Source organism: Tissierella sp. P1, from assembly GCF_002266425.1.
In the GTDB taxonomy this organism is placed as follows: domain Bacteria; phylum Bacillota; class Clostridia; order Tissierellales; family Tissierellaceae; genus Tissierella; species Tissierella carlieri.
This window is the reverse complement of the sequence record NZ_NPMN01000051.1, coordinates 1-17514: the sequence shown is the minus strand read 5'-3', so window position 1 is coordinate 17514 and position 17514 is coordinate 1. Positions and strand designations below refer to the sequence as shown.

Annotated in this window: 12 protein-coding genes, 1 tRNA gene and 2 pseudogenes; 4 read left to right on the top strand and 11 right to left on the bottom strand. The window is 29.7% G+C overall.

The genetic code is table 11. The features are described from left to right. The coding region (locus CIW83_RS20970; protein ID WP_094904381.1) for an ABC transporter ATP-binding protein at nt 1-977 on the bottom strand (977 nt) is incomplete at its 3' end. 1180 nt (nt 978-2157) lie between these two features. Here CIW83_RS20970 and CIW83_RS25065 point away from each other — a divergent pair. Further along, nucleotides 2158-2457: a tyrosine-type recombinase/integrase gene (locus CIW83_RS25065; RefSeq protein ID WP_094904380.1), complete on the top strand. Its 300-nt coding sequence runs from the start codon at nt 2158-2160 to the stop codon at nt 2455-2457. Between the two features lie 154 nt (nt 2458-2611). Here the strand turns inward: CIW83_RS25065 and CIW83_RS20960 are convergent. Both CIW83_RS20960 and CIW83_RS20955 read right to left on the bottom strand, forming a co-directional pair. Further along, a tRNA-Lys gene (locus CIW83_RS20960) sits at nt 2612-2687 on the bottom strand. Next, entirely contained in the window at nt 2650-3669 is a 1020-nt protein-coding gene (locus tag CIW83_RS20955; protein ID WP_094904382.1) for a DegV family protein, read from the bottom strand. The genes CIW83_RS20960 and CIW83_RS20955 overlap by 38 nt, the downstream gene beginning before the upstream one ends. 391 nt (nt 3670-4060) lie before the next feature. Here CIW83_RS20955 and CIW83_RS25060 point away from each other — a divergent pair. Next, nucleotides 4061-4832: pseudogene (locus tag CIW83_RS25060) on the top strand (ZIP family metal transporter). 36 nt (nt 4833-4868) lie between these two features. Here the strand turns inward: CIW83_RS25060 and CIW83_RS20945 are convergent. Further along, nucleotides 4869-5057 (bottom strand): aspartyl-phosphate phosphatase Spo0E family protein, encoded by a 189-nt coding sequence (locus CIW83_RS20945; protein WP_158220201.1) that lies wholly within the window; start codon nt 5055-5057, stop codon nt 4869-4871. A gap of 252 nt (nt 5058-5309) precedes the next feature. Here CIW83_RS20945 and pepT point away from each other — a divergent pair, with 252 nt between their 5' ends. After that, nucleotides 5310-6542: a peptidase T gene (pepT, locus tag CIW83_RS20940; protein WP_094904378.1), complete on the top strand. Its 1233-nt coding sequence runs from the start codon at nt 5310-5312 to the stop codon at nt 6540-6542. 24 nt (nt 6543-6566) lie between these two features. Here the strand turns inward: pepT and CIW83_RS20935 are convergent, their stop codons facing one another. The 6 genes and pseudogenes from CIW83_RS20935 to CIW83_RS22420 form a co-directional block, all read right to left on the bottom strand. Next, on the bottom strand, nt 6567-7409 hold the full coding sequence (locus tag CIW83_RS20935) for an aminotransferase class IV (RefSeq protein ID WP_094904377.1): 843 nt from the start codon (nt 7407-7409) through the stop codon (nt 6567-6569). Between the two features lie 20 nt (nt 7410-7429). After that, the gene (locus tag CIW83_RS20930; RefSeq protein WP_094904376.1) at nt 7430-8377 is read right to left on the bottom strand and encodes a hypothetical protein; all 948 of its coding nucleotides are present in this window, start codon (nt 8375-8377) and stop codon (nt 7430-7432) included. Between the two features lie 115 nt (nt 8378-8492). Continuing rightward, nucleotides 8493-9950, bottom strand: coding sequence for a cardiolipin synthase (gene cls / locus CIW83_RS20925; RefSeq protein ID WP_094904375.1), 1458 nt, complete (start codon nt 9948-9950; stop codon nt 8493-8495). 16 nt (nt 9951-9966) lie between these two features. Continuing rightward, nucleotides 9967-11794 (bottom strand): annotated as a pseudogene (gene typA, locus CIW83_RS20920) (translational GTPase TypA). Between the two features lie 474 nt (nt 11795-12268). After that, nucleotides 12269-13624, bottom strand: a complete 1356-nt coding sequence (locus tag CIW83_RS20915; protein ID WP_094904374.1) for a lanthionine synthetase C family protein — start codon at nt 13622-13624, stop codon at nt 12269-12271. A gap of 707 nt (nt 13625-14331) precedes the next feature. After that, on the bottom strand, nt 14332-14469 hold the full coding sequence (locus CIW83_RS22420; protein ID WP_158220200.1) for a hypothetical protein: 138 nt from the start codon (nt 14467-14469) through the stop codon (nt 14332-14334). A 139-nt stretch (nt 14470-14608) separates the two neighbouring features. Between CIW83_RS22420 and CIW83_RS20910 the strand changes: the two genes are divergently transcribed. Then, entirely contained in the window at nt 14609-15523 is a 915-nt protein-coding gene (locus tag CIW83_RS20910) for a helix-turn-helix domain-containing protein (RefSeq protein ID WP_094904373.1), read from the top strand. A 117-nt stretch (nt 15524-15640) separates the two neighbouring features. On the opposite strand, the gene CIW83_RS20905 is transcribed toward CIW83_RS20910, so the two are convergent. Continuing rightward, the coding region (locus CIW83_RS20905) for a YcdB/YcdC domain-containing protein (RefSeq protein ID WP_094904372.1) at nt 15641-17514 on the bottom strand (1874 nt) is incomplete at its 5' end.

Below are 17514 nucleotides of genomic sequence, written 5' to 3'. Positions count from 1 at the left end.
TGGAAATTTTTCCAGCAAGTACATCTTACAAAATGATTCTTTAAAACTTCATGAAGTTCAGGATTATCTTCATGCTCTGAAGCTGCTATCCAAGGAATTCTTGACGAAAAACGACAGCCTTGCCTTGGTAAATTCTTCAATGATGGAACCATTCCATGAATAACATGAAGTTCTTCATCATCTGAGTCAGATTGAGGTATTGATTGCAGCAATGACCTTGTATAAGGATGAAGCGGATTACTAAAAAGCTCATTTGCTTCAGCGATTTCAACGATTTGTCCAGCATACATTACAGCAACTCTATCTGCCATCTGTGCAACTACCCCTAAATCGTGGGTAATAAGAATAATACCAGCATTGATTTTATTTTTAAGCTCTACTAAAAGGTCCAATATCTGAGCTTGTATTGTAACATCTAAAGCAGTAGTAGGCTCGTCAGCTATAATTATATTAGGATTACAGGAAAGAGCTATAGCAATTAAAACTCTTTGCCTCATACCGCCTGATAATTGATGAGGAAACTGATTAGCTGTTCTTTTAGGATTAACTATCCCTACTTGATCTAAAAGTTGTAACATTCTTTCATGTCTTTGATCACTATTCAGATCCGTATGATAGATTAAAGACTCCTCTATCTGTTTCCCAATCCTATGTAATGGGTTTAATGATGCTAATGGATCTTGAAAAATAAAACCAATCTCCTTACCTCTAATTTCATTTAGTTGCTCCTCAGAATAATTAACCATGTTTTCGCCATCATAAATTATTTCACCACTGACTCGAGTAAAATTCTTGTCATGTAATCCTACTATAGAGTTAGCAACTGTACTTTTTCCGCAGCCAGATTCTCCAACTATTGCTAGCAGCTCATTCTTGTGTAAAGAGAAAGAGACACCATCGACTGCATCAAAATACTCATCTTGAAATCTAAAGGCAGTGTGTAAGTCTTTGATCTCTAATATTTTTTCATTTGCCATTTTCCATTTCCTTTCTTATTATATTTATTAGTGTATTATGTAAATTTGAGCACTAATATTTAAGCTTCAGATACATCCAATAAATACCATATAAAACAGTCCTCCCTCAAGTTTATTTTATAAATATCTATATATAATAATATTGTTGAAAACTGTTTTTTGAAATAGTAATATTTTTCCAATAAAAATCTAATTACTTACTTTTATAAAATTGTATTATTTTCTAAACTTATCCTATTGTATCATTATTCACTCTTTTATGTCAATTATAAAGTGATATTAGTTTAATACTATAAGCCCAAGAATTTAAATTCTATAAAATATGGCTGAGAAAATGTCTAAATATCAAGAAATATAAAGTGTCAGTAATTTTCTTATTAAATCCTATATAATTTTGTATTGTAGATTATTTTGTAATATAGTGTAATATTATATAATGATTTATTCTTTGCAAGGTGGAGACATATATATAAGGTATTGAGAGTTAGTTTTACGAGTTATAAAATTTTGATTATACTAATTTAAGTAACCCTTTATTTGAAATGATATAATTTATTGAAATAAGGACCTCTTAAAGTTCTTGTTTTTTTATTTGGCACGAAAAATAATTCCCGTAGGGGTAAAGTAGGGGTGGGATTTTAAAATGTAGGGGTAAAATATTAATTCCAAAAATATATAAATAATATGCATATATAAAGGAAGGAACTTTTTCAAGTTACCATATTATACTAATATCTAAAAAACACATTAAAGAATTAGGACTTTAAATGGTCCTTTTCTTATCTAAACATAACCCCATATCTTTTGAATTTATAAAATACAACCTGAAAAATAGATACGATTCTTACTCCAACCCAAAAAATAAAGAAGGACCTTAGATTTTACTCCAGTGTTCTTCGCACAATAAATATTTATTTCATGGAATTTAATAATCAAGCATATCTAAATCGCATTTACCTCCACCTCTAACAGTTTCTCCGCCACCATCATTGTCTATTGCTGGGCGGTTAGATAGAAATATGTAAATTATGACAAATTAAAGATAAAATTCTTTGAATCTAATGCTTATGCGGAAAGTATAGGAAGTTTTATTAAAGAGACTAAGAATAATACTTCAGTAAGAGAAGTAGCTTTTCCTAAATTCTTAGTTTCATTCTTTAAAGAACATTAGAAAAATGAACTGGACAAAAAAGAGTGGTTAGGAGATAAATGGTTTTATGGAAAGAATCATAAGCATGAAGACGATTTTGTATTTACTCAGAGAAATGGAAAGGCTATGTATGTTTCTACACCGTCACAATGGTCTGCTGAATTTTCAGAAAAACATGATTTAAGGAAAATCACTTTTCACGGTCTTAGACACACGAATACGACGATTTTAATTTCAGAAGGCATAGGATATTGCTGGCATCTCGAAAGGCTTAGGACATGCCAAAATTTCCACCACAACGGATTTTTACACCCATGCCCTCAAGTCTAATGAAAGAAAAAAAGCAAATGTATTCGACGACATATATACAAAAAATAAAGGGGAGAAATAAGAAGAATTTGAAAGTGGCACGCGAGCACCATATTTAAGAGTTGTTAAGTAAAATAAAAAAGCCCGTGTTCATTGAGAATACGGGTTTTTCCTTTGGTGCACCTTCAGGGACTCGAACCCTGGGCCCACTGATTAAGAGTCAGTTGCTCTACCAACTGAGCTAAAGGTGCATATGTTTTTTTCAACATTTATTATTATACTACCTTCATTTATATTTGTCCATAGTTTTATAATAAAAAAAACTAAATAAGAAAATATTTTCTTATTTAGTTTTAGATTCTTTAGTTTCTCATAATTTTCTCTCAAGAAAAATAAAGCTATTGTACCTGGACCAGAATGTGCACCTATTGATGCACCTATCATATTAATGACAAATTTTTCAGCTCCAAATCTTTCAGTAATTAACTCTTTTAGTTTCAAAACTCCCTCCAGATCATCTCCATGAGTAATTCCTATTATTTGTTCACTTAGATTTGCATTTTTTGTTCTATCTTCCATTAGATCTAGCATACATTTAAATACCTTATGTCTACCCCTTACCTTTTCTAAGGGAACTAGCTTCCCGTCTGCAACATGAAGCACAGGTTTAATATTTAACAACCCTCCTACAAAAGCCTGAACTCTTGATACTCTTCCACCTCTAAATAAATATTCTATATCATCTACTGTAAAGATATGTTCAATATTTTCTTTATAAAATTCAATCGCTTTTAATATCTCCTCTTTACTTTTACCTTCCTTTGCCAATTTTGCTGCTTGTAAAACTATGAGTCCAAAACCACCTGAAGCTGCTTTTGTATCTACTATATCTAAATCAAAATTTGGATACTCTTCAAGTATTGATTCTCTTACAAATAAAGAAGTTTGATAAGTTCCTGATAATCCAGATGAAAAAGCTATGTAGATGATACTATCTCCATTTTTTGCATATTCTGAGAACTTATCACTAAATGCGTTTGGCGGTATTTGTGCAGTCTTATACGTTTGACCATTTCTCATATCTTCATATACTTTTTTTGGTGTTATTGTAACATTATCTAGATATTCTTCATCCCCCTTAATTACGATTATAGGTAAAATATCTATATTATATTCTTCTATTATTTCTTTTGACAAATCACAGGCACTGTCACTTAATATTTTTATTGACATTTTATTACCTCCCTTTCCCATATAATATTATACACTATTATATTCATAGATTTAACATAAAAATGAAAATAATGGCATATATTTTTTATTTTTAAAATAGATTATAATACTATTATTTTAAGGAGTTGGTCTTATGAAATTATTCTTTATTAAGAAAAAGACTTTATTTTGGATAATTGCAATATTACTTTTAATAATTGTTTTCTTCATAGGGATTCCTTTTTTAGTTTAGGCCTTGACTTAAGAAATATACATTCTTATACTTAATATATAAAAGGATTCTATTGAACACAAATATATTAAGGAATCCTTTTATGAAACCCATCTAGACAGAAAGCTTACATAAAATAAAAATAAGACTTTCCTATGGGTTATAAAAGGAGGATTATGAATGGGTCTATTGGAGAACACTTTTATATTAGGTATTTTAGCTAGTTTAGTAGCTGGTGTAATGACAGGTGTAGGAGCGATACCTATATTTTTTACAAAGAATATTTCTGAAAAAATGTTAGATACTTTACTTGGTTTTGCTGCTGGCGTAATGTTAGCCGCTACTTCTTTTTCCCTTATAGTTCCTAGTCTAGAAGCTTCAGGTGGCGGAATAAAAGGCGCACTAATAACTGGTTTAGGTATTTTAGTGGGTTCTGTCTTTCTTGATTTAACAGATAAATACTCTCCTCATGTACATCTACTAGATAAAAGAGTAGAAGGATCTACACATCTTTAAAAAAGATTTGGCTCTTTATTATTGCAATAACTCTACATAACTTTCCTGAAGGATTGGCCGTTGGTGTTGGCTTTGGTGATGATAACATAAAAAATGGTTTATCTATAGCCTCGGCATCGGTCTTCAGAATATGCCAGAAGGCTTAGCCGTGGCTCTAGCTTTGGTTAGAGAAAAATATGATGTTAAGAAAGCTTTTTTGATTGCATTACTAACGGGTTTAGTAGAACCTGTCGGCGGATTATTGGGAATTGGACTTGTATCTATTTTTAAACCTATACTTCCATTTATATTGGCCTTTGCAGCTGGTGCAATGTTATTCGTTATATCTGATGAAATAATACCAGAGACTCATAATAACGGGTATGAAAGACAAGCAACATACGGAGTAGTTATTGGATTTATTATAATGATGATACTAGATGTTACTCTAGGATAAAAAAAACAGCAGATAATTTATCTGCTATTTTTTATCCTATGCTCCTAGTGAATAGTATTTACTTATAAGTTGATCTAATTCTTGACTATACCTTAGAATCCTATCTTTATCCAAACCTTCTGATACAATTTTATTGAGTTCCTCCCGCTTCTTTTGAATCTCTTCTTTTAATTCTTCTATGCTCATGCTCTTCTTCATGATTACTCCCTTTACCTCTCTTTTCATCTCATTACCATTACCCTTCTGGATACACATTTTCAATTTAATGCTTTATTGTAGTATACCCAATTTTATTATTTAAAAAACCTCTTTTGTATTTTTTTATAGTTAGCCTACTCTCACTCACTTGAACATTATAACACTTAGTAACATAAAACGAAATTAATTTTTTTTTAATCTTTCTACAAAATTCCACAATATATTGTTTTTTATATTGTATAATATAGATAATGTAAAATAAATATGGGAGGGAATATGATGAGTAAATTAATTGATAGGTTTTTACAATATGTTAAACATGAAACTACTTCAGATGAAAGTTCTACTTCAGTGCCTAGTACATCTAATCAACTTGAATTTGCTAAAATATTGGGGAGAGAATTAGAAGAAATTGGATTATCTGATGTATCCGTAGACGAAAATGGATACGTGATGGCTACCTTACCTTCAAATACTGAAAATAAGGCTCCAATCATAGGTTTTATAGCTCATATGGATACTAGCCCAGATATGTCAGGTAATAATGTGAAGCCTAAAATCATATCTAATTATAATGGTGAAGATATAGTATTAAATGATGAAGAAAATATTATTATGTCGACAAAAGATTTCCCTGATTTAAAAGATTATATTGGGCATGATTTAATCACTACTGATGGTACAACTTTATTGGGGGCTGACAATAAAGCTGGAATAGCTGAAATCATTACAGCGGTGGAATATTTAATTCAAAATCCACATATCCCTCACGGTACTGTAAAAATTGGATTTACTCCTGACGAAGAAATTGGTAGAGGTGCTGATTGTTTTGATGTAGAGAAATTCGGTGCAGACTTTGCTTATACTGTAGATGGAGGTCCAATAGGTGAGTTAGAATATGAGAACTTCAATGCTGCAACAGCTAAAATATATATTCAAGGTAGAAATGTTCATCCAGGCACAGCTAAAAACAAAATGATAAACTCTATATTAATAGCTAATGAGCTCAACTCTATGCTTCCTGTAGATGAAAGACCTGAATATACTGAGGGATATGAGGGATTTTATCATCTAATGGCTTTCAATGGCTCCGTTGAAAAAACAGAAATTGCATATATTATAAGAGATCATTCTATGGAAAAATTCGAAACCAAAAAGGAAACTTTAAAAAGAGCTATAGAATTCTTGAATCATAAATATGGTGATATTATTACCTTGGAAATAAGTGATTCTTATTACAACATGAAAGAAAAAATTGAACCCGTTATGTATGTAATAGATATTGCTAAAAAAGCTATGGAAAATTTAGACATTAAACCTTTGATTAAACCTATTCGTGGAGGTACTGATGGAGCTAGACTTTCTTATATAGGATTACCTTGCCCTAACCTTTTCACAGGAGGACATAACTATCATGGTAGATTTGAATATATTCCTATATTCGCTATGGAAAAGTCAGTGGAGACTATCTTAAAAATAATAGAATTAGTACAAGAAATGCCCTTAGATTAATCTAAGGGCATTTGCCATTATTTTTTAAACCCATTCATTTCTATGTTTTAAAATATAATTCTCCACTTCTCTTATATATCCATTATTTATTTCTTTTATTATCTTATTATTAATAGAATTTAAGGATATATCGTCAATTCTTGAAATAGGTAATACATTTACGGAAGTTCCAGACATAAAACCTCCATCCAGTTTTTTTAAGTCCTCTATATGAATACTTTCCTCTACTATTTTAATATTTAATTTATTGCAAACATCAAAAATATGCTTTCTTGTAATACCTATTAGAACCTCTGATGCTTTGGCAGTATATACCTTATCACCCTTCACAAAAAACATATTAGAACGACTTCCCTCAGGTATATATCCTAGTTTATTCACCAGTAAAGCTTCAAATGCATTCTTTTCTTTTAAAGCTTTTGACACTTCTTCTTTAAAAGAAGTAAATAATACTTTTGCATTAGGATTATTTCTTTCATAGTGAAATAATATAGTATGAATTCCATTCTTATAATATTCTTCTGGTGGATAAAAGCTATCAATATTATAGACTAAAAACACCTTAGCCTTACCTTCAATTTCTGTAGATAAAAGCTTTATATTTAACTTGTCTATGTTGTTTTTTAAAATAAGACTTTTTATATCTTTTCTTATTTCTTGTTCATCTCTATCTATATTATATCCTATTATGTTTGCAGAATCGAGCATCCTATTTAAATGATCTTCTAGGAAAAGAGGTACACCATCAATTACCCTAATTACTTCATAAATAGGTGGTCTTTCTATCTTTTCAAAAATCTCCGCATTTTCTGTAGTATTAATCTGTCCATTTATAACATAATAATCTTTAATTGCTTCTGGTTTCATTTTTATCCCCCTTTTTATTTTTATTCCCCTAATTTCTCAAGATTTTTTATTATTATATCTTTTTTTATCTTGGTCAATTTTATGCTCTTTTCATTTAATGCATTTTTCATATCTATTATTGCTAAATTAATATTATCTAACATCTTTATTTTACTATCATTTTTTTCAAGCTTCAACCTAATTTTATTTGTTTCTTCCTCTAGATTTCCCAACATACTTGAGGCTTCAATATCTTTTCCCTCTAAAGCCTTTAAGTATGACTGATAAGTAGAATATTTTATTTTATTTATTTCTCCCCATATTTCATCTTTATATATTTCAAACATAGGAGCAAGATTTGACATACTCTGACTGCCATAATTGTAAATGCCTGCAACTGTTCTATCTTCAATAGACTTAGTTAAAGCGTTTAAACTTTCTTTAAACTTTTCAGTTCTCTCTAAGGTTACCCCCTTTTTTACTCCTTCTACCTCATATTCATTCCACTTCTTATGAGTTTCTTCGATTTTCTTATCTATTTGTTCCCATGTACTTAAAAGTTTTTCTTCTCTACCCTCAGGCTTTTTTTGCTCTTTACTCTTGGCACCTTGAGATTGATCTCCAGGCTGACCTCCTTGACTACCCTGACTTCCACCACCTTTCCCTTGGTTTCCACCACTGTCTCCTTGAGTACCCATTGCTCCCCCTGTTTCATTTTTTATTTCAATAGTTTTCTCTATTTTGGCTTTCTCTTCTGCCCTAGCTCTCTCCAATTCAACTTTATTTACATCATAATCTGTTCCTTCTAATATACTTTCTACCTTTTCAGTTTCCTTCAATATATCCTGAAGCCCTTTACTTATATCTCCCAGTGCTTTAGGGGCTTTATCCTTTTTTTCGAATTTAACTGTCTGATTTCTCTGAGCTCTACAACCACTTAATGTAAATATCATTACTATAAATAATATATACCATTTAATCTTTTTCAAAATAATCACCTCTAGATTATTATCTCCAGAGGTGATTTTATTATAACCTATGTGAAAATTCTAATTAACCTTAATATAGTTTCTCAATAGAAGTCTTTTTTATAGTGATTTCTTATTAAAGAATAGGAGATAACAATCTAGAAAAAGACTCTTTTACTTTTACAATTCCACTTCTGTTATTATATTCTTCTAATGTAACTTCTTTACAATATTGTAAATCATCTAAAAATTTATCTGTTAATTTTAAATTTATAGATTCATCATATAAAAATGCATTAACTTCAAAATTTAATTTAAAGCTTCGAATATCTAGGTTCGCAGTCCCAATAGAAGAAACAAAATCATCCATTAAAACTACTTTTGAATGAAGAAAACCCTTTTCATAGGTATAAAACTTTACTCCAGCCTGTAAAAGTTCGCCAATATAACTCATACTAGCCCAATAGACAAAGAGATGATCAGGTTTACATGGTATCATTACCCTAACATCTAAACCAGATAATCCTGCAAGTTTTAGTGCTTCAAATATACTATCATCAGGTATAAAATATGGGGTCTCTATATAAACCTTTTCTCTTGCATTGGAAATCATCTTAAGATATCCATCTTTTATGCTAGGCCATTTTGAGTCTGGTCCTGATGATACTATTTGTATTCCTGTATCACCTAAAGAATCTTCTTCTGCGAGATATGTTTGACACTGAGCTATTTCCTTGCCAGTAGCAAATCTCCAATCTAAAAAAAATCTCCATTGAAGGGAAGATATGGCAGATCCTTTTATTTTAATATGAGTGTCACGCCAATATCCAAATTTTTTTGATAATCCTATATACTCATCACCTACATTAAATCCTCCTACAAATGCCTCTCTTCCATCAATTATACATATTTTTCTATGGTTTCTATAATTAATTCTAAGGCTTACTAAGGGCACAAATGGGGGGAAAAACACCCCAAATTCTGCTCCTGATTCTTTTAGTTGATTAATATATTTTTTTGAAAATTTTCGGCCGCCCATTCCATCAACAAGAAGTTTTACTTCAACACCTTCACGGGCCTTTTTACATAATGATTCTATCACTTTTTTCCCTAATCCATCAGATTTAAAAATATAGTATTGTAAATGAATATAATGTTTTGCATTATGAATTCCATCTAATAATGCTCTAAATTTATCTTCCCCATCAAAATATATTTCAACATTGTTATCTTGTGTAAAAAATGATTCTGAGCTAATTAAATGCATTTTTATTAGATCCTCATATTTAATATAATTAGGATCTCGATACCTATATTCATCTTTATCCATTTGTTTCTCTTGAACTAATACAATATCACGAAAGCAATAATCTTCCTCTTCCTTGGTTTTAAATAGTTTCTTTTTACTTAAATCCTGACCAATGAATAAATATAGAATAAAGCCTATGCCAGGTAAAAAAGTTAAAACCATAAGCCATAGCCATGTCGAGGTGGGATTCCTTCTCTCAAAAAATACAAGTAAAATAGCAAATAGAATATTTAACCATAATATATTTCTAAATACCCATCCATAAGATGTAAATAGGAAATCCATAATATCCCCCTAGAAACTAATTATTTTTCTTTGATTTATACCTTTTAGTACTATCTAATATTTTCTTTCTTATTCTAAAGTTAAGTGGCGTTACCTCTATTAATTCATCATCTTCAATAAATTCCAGAGCTTCCTCTAGTGACATATCTTTAGCTGGAGAAAGTCTTAAAGCCTCATCTGATCCTGAAGCTCTAATATTAGATTGTTGTTTCTTTCTACATACATTTACATCTATATCCAATCCTTTTGGATTAGCACCTACTATCATTCCAGTATATACTTGAACACCAGCTCCTATAAATAATATACCCCTTTCTTGAGCAGAATAAAGCCCATATGCAGTAGATTCTCCTGTTTCAAAGGAAATAATTGAACCTACCTTTCTTTTAGGAATCTCCCCTTTATAAAGAGCATAACCATCAAACACAGAATTAAGTATACCATTACCCTTGGTATCTGTCATAAACTCTTGTCTATAGCCTATAAGTCCTCTAGCAGGTATAAGGAATTCCAGCCTTGCATATCCTCCATTGGACTCAGTCATACTAACTAATTCTCCTTTTCTTTGCCCTAATTTCTCTATAACTGCTCCTACAAATTCATTGGATAAATCAATAGTTACTTTTTCCATCGGCTCCATCTTCTTACCATTTTCTTCTTTAAAAAGTACTTCTGGCTTAGATACTTGGAACTCATATCCTTCTCTTCTCATATTTTCAATTAGAACTGATAAGTGTAGTTCTCCTCTACCTGATACCTTAAAAGCATCTGTAGATTCTGTTTCTTCTACCCTAAGACTTACATCTGTTTGCAATTCCTTAAATAATCTATTTCTTACTTGTCTTGAAGTTACAAATTTTCCCTCTCTCCCTGCAAATGGACTATTGTTTACAGAAAATGTCATTGCAATAGTTGGCTCAGATATTTTGACGAAGGGTAATGGTTCTGGAGAATTAACATCACATATTGTATCTCCTATATGAATATCCTCTACTCCTGTTATGGCTATAATACTGCCTACTGTGGCAGATTCTACCTCTACTCTATTTAGTCCTTCAAACTCGTATACTTTAGATATCTTTACTTTTTCCTGCTTTTCAGGATATTCCTTATTTACTATAACTACTTCTTGATTAGTAGATATTTTGCCTCTTTCTATTTTACCTATACCTATTCTACCAATATATTCATTATAATCTATAGTAGATATAAGGACTTGAAGAGGTCCTTCTGTATCTCCTTCTGGTGCTGGTATATTGTCAATTACTGTCTTAAATAATACATCCATATTTTCTACATCTTCGTTATAATCTAAAGTAGCAGTTCCCTTTTTAGCTGAAGCAAAAACAAAAGGACAATCTAGATTCTTTTCATTTGCACCTAATTCAATAAATAAATCCAATACCTCATCAATTACTTCATTTGGTCTTGCTTCTGGCCTATCAATTTTATTGATGCACACTATAACTGGTAAATCTAGTTCAAAGGCTTTTTTTTAAAACAAATTTTGTCTGAGGCATTGGTCCTTCAAAAGCATCAACTACTAGTATTACACCATTCACCATTTTAAGCACACGCTCTACCTCTCCACCAAAATCAGCGTGGCCTGGAGTATCTATAATATTAATTTTAATATCTTTGTAATATATAGCAGTATTCTTTGCTAGTATTGTAATACCTCTTTCTCTTTCTATATCATTGGAGTCCATTACCCTATCCTCGACCACTTGATTAGCTCTAAAAACTCCCGATTGCTTTAATAGACTATCAACTAAAGTTGTCTTTCCATGATCGACGTGAGCTATTATTGCAATATTTCTTATATCCTCTCTCTTAATATTCATACAACAGATCCTTTCATATTTAAAATTCTTATATATAGTTTTTAACAAAATTCATTTTACCATACTTCAAAGATAAATCAAAATATATTATTCAATTTTATTAAAAAACTGGTATGATCCTTATATTAAATCATACCAGTTTCTTAAATAATCTATCTATGCATTAGACAATTAAGATGCCAAGCTTTTCTCCTCTCTTTGGGTCTTTTGTATTCTATTTTATATTGTAAATGCACCATTCTAACCATATAATTTGTTGATATAATTTGGATAATAATCACTGGAAGTATCACCCAGCATTTCCAATATAGTAGTATGGCTAAGGATGATATAAATCCTATAAGACTTAGTACTATAAAAAATATTGCATAAAGTCTTTATTAAACTTCTTTATAATTTGCTCCCTATACTTTCTAATCTTTTTTGCTTTTTTTATTTAATTTAATATAGCTTTCCTTTTAATAAAAAATGCATTTATATAAGTAAATGCTTCATCCAGTTAGTTTCCATAGGTTTAACTATTGCTAACAGACTTAGTATTACTCCTATGGAACCCTGTAGCAATGTTATCTTATCTTCTTCAATTATTTTATATACTCCGTTGTCGACCTCTTTTGTATCTATGTTCATGAATCCGAATATAGAGTCCTCTTTATAAAAGTTTAGTAATATATTCTCCAGCTTGTTTATACATTTTATGTAATTAATATTTCCTGTATCCATGTACATTGCCTCCATAACTGCTAATAATCCTGCATATCCATGACATACAGTTGGGGAGTTTAGCCTCCATTGATTTATGTTCATTTTAGTTAGTCCATCTATTGCTTTTAACGATAATATTATACTATCTTCATCATCTACTGCCTTTCCACCCAAATACATTGCTCTTGCTATTCCTGGGGAACCATAACACCAACTAGCCCTATTTGCTCCCATATTGACTCTTCTATTTACATAATCATCAAACCCTACTTTCTCAGGCCAATATACAAATTCTTTTTCATTAATACAGGAAAATGTTTTTAAGTCATTTAATATGTTTTTTATAGCTTTCTTCTGTCCTTCTACTTCTATTTCTTCATTAAGTCCAGTAGATAGAATTGATAATGGGCCAGCTATTCCATGAGATAGTCCTAAATTGAAACTTCCATTAGTATAACACTCTCTTTCTTTCTGTGAATAATGATTATCTGAAGATAAATAATATTTTAACACCTTTTGTCCAAACACTTCTTTTTCTTCTGTTAGCATTATTAGATATCTAAATATATCTTCTATATATTTTCTTATCTTATCTTCATTTTTATAAAGTAGCAGATATGAAGCTACTCCTGCCATTCCTGCCATAGTACCAAAACTTTCAGCTTTTAAATCATTTATATCAGCTATTAATTTAGGTAATTCATCTTCTATTAAGGAAATTATCAACTTATTGAAGCTATCAATAAATCTCTTAAAATAACCTGTTGATTTATAAATTGAATTAATCCCATAACCTAGATCCGAAAGACCTCCAAATAGAGGAACCCTTAATTGACCTCTACTTCGAATTATTTGCCTAATCATTGTCATATACTTATATGATAAATCTTCGATGTCAATCTCCTTACTTATCAACTCTTTAACTTCTCCTATAAATATACAGATTGATGAATATATACTCACGATAGATTCAATATTACCTTTATCGACGAGCAGTTCATTAAGTTTATATGGATCTTTAATTATACCAACCATTTTATCTAAGGATTTCAGCAATACTGCATTTGTATCTACATCTATAATTTTTTTTACTTTTTCTAATTCTAGATTATATAATAGCTTCATTTAAGCAAGTCCATCCTTTCTGCATGTCAAATATTGAAAACTTGATATATTATTATGCATAATAATATATCAAGTTTGTCCTCTTGCTAATAAATCTGATTAGCTAATCATTTTAATTAACTAATAACTTTATATTTGTATATTAAGATTAAATCTAGGTATACACGCGTTGTATATATTCTTGTTGGATGATCATTACATTTATAATCATAGGTAACCCAAGTGCCATAAATTGATTTAAATCATCAATGAATCTTTTACAATAGAAGGAATAAAATGAATTCCAAATGTTATATTAGAAAATCCTCCAAAAATAGATCTTGGAAGACTTTGAGTTTGATTTTCTATTAATGTTTTTATCTTTATCATATATTGATATGATAATTCTTATATATCTATTTCCTTAGATGAAATTACTGAATATTTTTATCTTAAGTCAACTTATTCAAATTTTCTGACCCTTTAGCTACGTCTATTAATTTTAATATCCATTTATTCTTTCAAAATATTGTAATGTTAATATCTATTTATAGTCTATGTTATCAAATGAATTCACGATAATTCCCCCTAGTAATCTCCTTTCATATAAATCATAGACTTTATATTAAAATATCCGAGGTCTCTAATTTTCAGTATATATTTCAAAATTAATATGATAAATATTCTATTACTTTTCTATTCTTTGAGATTAATTATAGTTTCCTATATTAGCCTTTCTTGCTATAGGCAAGCCATTCGATTTCGCCATCACCTTTAGCTATATATTCTGTAGATTTCCCATAGTTTAATATAAATGCTGAAATCATAGTAAATAACATTATAACTGCTACTAAATTTTTTTTCATATATCAATCTCTCCTTTACTTTATTAACTCTTATCTATATACTATAAAATAAATAATTCTTTTTCAAGCGACTTTAATGTCGCTTTTACCATGTTGGTTCTGGAGAATAAACACAAATCTGGATTGGGAGGTGCTTTTCTTGAATTATAATCTTGATTTGTTTGGAAAAAAAATGGAACAAATACGAAAAAATTTAAATCTGACTCAAAAAAAAATATGCGAATTAGCAGGTATAGATTCAGTAACTATTCGAAGAATAGAAAATGGAAAAGTAGTACCCAAATTAGATACATTAGAAATATTATCTCCTATTTATAAACAGGATTTAATTAATTTATTATTAAAATATAGATTTGATGACTATTTAACTTTCTATGAAATTAAAAATAGATTAGAATTCAAACTAGATAGTGTAGAATTTAATACTTTACATAATGAATTTAAAGAACTAAATATTTTATTATTGTCCACTAAAAATAACTATTATAAAGTAATTATTAAACAATTGATCTTATTTACAGAAGCTATTCTTCTATATAAAAATAATAGTGACATGGATAATAAAGCTCTTAATATGCTAATAGAGTCTCTTAAAATGACTACTCCCCGCTTTGACTTAAATGATTATAATTCATTTGTATATTCTTCTATGGAAATAAGAATATTGATGAATATTGCCTTTATATTAAATAGATTAAATCTTAAAGAAAAATATCTGGAGATAATGGAGTTTTGTTTCCAATCTACTGACATTAATGATGAAATTTATCCTAAACTATGTCACAATTTGGCTGGTGTTTATAGAAGAAACAAAGATTTTGAAAAAGCCTTGAAATTTTCTAACATAGGTATTAGGGTTTGCCAAGAAGTAAGAAATCTGAATGGACTGAATCTCTTATACTATGGGAAAGGAATTGCTGAATTCCATCTTAAAAAATCTGAATATATACAATCTCTCAATGTTTCAATAACTTTATGTGAAGCTCTTGGCCAGAACAAACTTAAAGACGAAATTATAGAGAATTGTAGAGAAATTTTTGGTATTGATTTATAGTCATTAATGAACCTTCTATTTTTACCCATCACCTTTACTATATTTAGTAAGGATTAATTTTATATAATTTTTGAAATAGAAAAATCAGGTCTTAAATTTAAGACCTGACTTTTCTATTTATTGATTAAACATATAATTGTAAATCATATTTGCTGCATCTTCCCTGTTTAATTCATATTTTGGGTTTATGTTTCCCTCTCCATCTCCTGATATTATCTTTAACCCATACCCAATATTTATATATCCCTTTAGACCTTTTGATATGTCTTTATCATCTTTAAAGATATCTTTATAAATACCATCTATCTCAGCTACTTTATCCATTCTCATTGCTCTAATTATATATTTTATAGCTTCCTCTTTGGTAACAATTTTATTTGGATTCTTTTCTCCTTCTTTCATATAGCCTGCAGAGATAAATGATTTATATATCTCATCCTCAGTTATATTATCTGTTCTATATTGGTTCATTGATTTCCAAAGTATATATACAAAATCTTTTTGCTTTATTTTATCCTTTGGTTTAAATTCTTCCCCTTTGAAACCAATTCCATATTCAGCTAATGTTATTATTTTATCCTTAGCATAGGAACTATCTATATCCTTATAGGATATCGGTTTCATCTCTTCATATGGCTTTCCTGAGTAATCTAATATTTCTCCTGTTGTTCCAGATATTATTGCAGGTTTATTTTGATTCAATGCATATACTAGCTTGATTTCAAAATTTTGACCTTCTGTTTTAGTATGATCATAAGTCTTAGTATACATTAACTCCAAGCCAATCTTATCCCATAAGATTTCATAGGCATCATTTATCGGAATAAGTTTGTCCTTTGGTGGAAGGTTACCTTTGAACCAATCTAAATTATAAGAATATACTTCTGCTCCAACTCCATCTACTCCTACATGAATTCTATCATTTTCAACATATACATTTCCATCTTTTCTAATAAAATTAAAATTATAGGTTAGTTGATTTTCTTCTGCATATTGGTCTTCCATTAGCTCTATTTGATCTACTTTATTTGGCTGCATTTTTTTTATGAATTCTTTTGCAATATCCAAGGCTTTATCTTTACTTATCTTTGGCTTAGGATTCTCTCCGTAATTTATTCCTCTATTAAAATTTATAACTTCTCCTGTTTTGGCATCTAATCCTATATCCATATATAAGAAATTATCCTTTGATATTTCTTTATTAAAATATAAATACCAGTTAAAATCCCCTGGATTTTTGTAATTATTATAAAGATTTTTTCCATTTAACTTATAACTAGAATCTATATTTAATATTTCCCTCGCTTTTTTTTCTGCCGATTTTTCGTCCAATAATCCCGATAATTTATCAACAGATGATTGTTCTTCTGGAGTAAGTCCTGTTCCAGAATCCATGGCCTTCGCATTTTCTTCAGCTCCATAATAACTTAAATTTATTTTTTTACCTGTTAAGGCATCAATACCCTTACTTGACCCAAATATTGAATATGCCAAATAGTAATCTTTTTCTTCTCCATTTCTAGGCATAGATCTATAATAGTAATTATTAGTCTTATATATTGGTTTTATGCCTATTTCTCTTCTATATGCTTCCTTTCCCTTATCTAAGGTTATTACTTTTTCTAATGAAGGGAACACTGCTTTTCTATCCCAACTAACATAATAATGTCTAATCTCTCCAGTATATTTATTCACATTTACAGTAACTGAATTCTCTGGAAATGGTATATCATTTATATAGCGTCTATAATTAAAATAGTATTGAGTATCCATAGAACTCGTTGGATAATTTTCTGGAATCAATTTAATCTCTTTTGCAATAACTGGGTCTACCTTAGCTATAAACTCCATAGCAAATTTTTGTGCTTCGTCCTTCGTATAATTAGGTAATTTTGAGCTTGGTTCTTCGTATGCTGGTGAGTAACTATCATAGAATACAATATTACCATCACTATCAATATTAACACTAATGGTATTTAATTTTTCTCCAG

What these genes read in the sequence shown, in the direction of transcription:
- cls (WP_094904375.1), bottom strand. Translation starts at nt 9,950, where the DNA reads ATGGATTTCCTATTTACATCTTATGGATGGGTATTTAGAAATATATTA.
- CIW83_RS22420 (WP_158220200.1), bottom strand. Translation starts at nt 14,469, where the DNA reads ATGAAAAAAAATTTAGTAGCAGTTATAATGTTATTTACTATGATTTCA.
- CIW83_RS20935 (WP_094904377.1), bottom strand. Translation starts at nt 7,409, where the DNA reads ATGAAACCAGAAGCAATTAAAGATTATTATGTTATAAATGGACAGATT.
- CIW83_RS20955 (WP_094904382.1), bottom strand. Translation starts at nt 3,669, where the DNA reads ATGTCAATAAAAATATTAAGTGACAGTGCCTGTGATTTGTCAAAAGAA.
- pepT (WP_094904378.1), top strand. Translation starts at nt 5,310, where the DNA reads ATGAGTAAATTAATTGATAGGTTTTTACAATATGTTAAACATGAAACT.
- CIW83_RS20915 (WP_094904374.1), bottom strand. Translation starts at nt 13,624, where the DNA reads ATGAAGCTATTATATAATCTAGAATTAGAAAAAGTAAAAAAAATTATA.
- CIW83_RS20945 (WP_158220201.1), bottom strand. Translation starts at nt 5,057, where the DNA reads ATGAAAAGAGAGGTAAAGGGAGTAATCATGAAGAAGAGCATGAGCATA.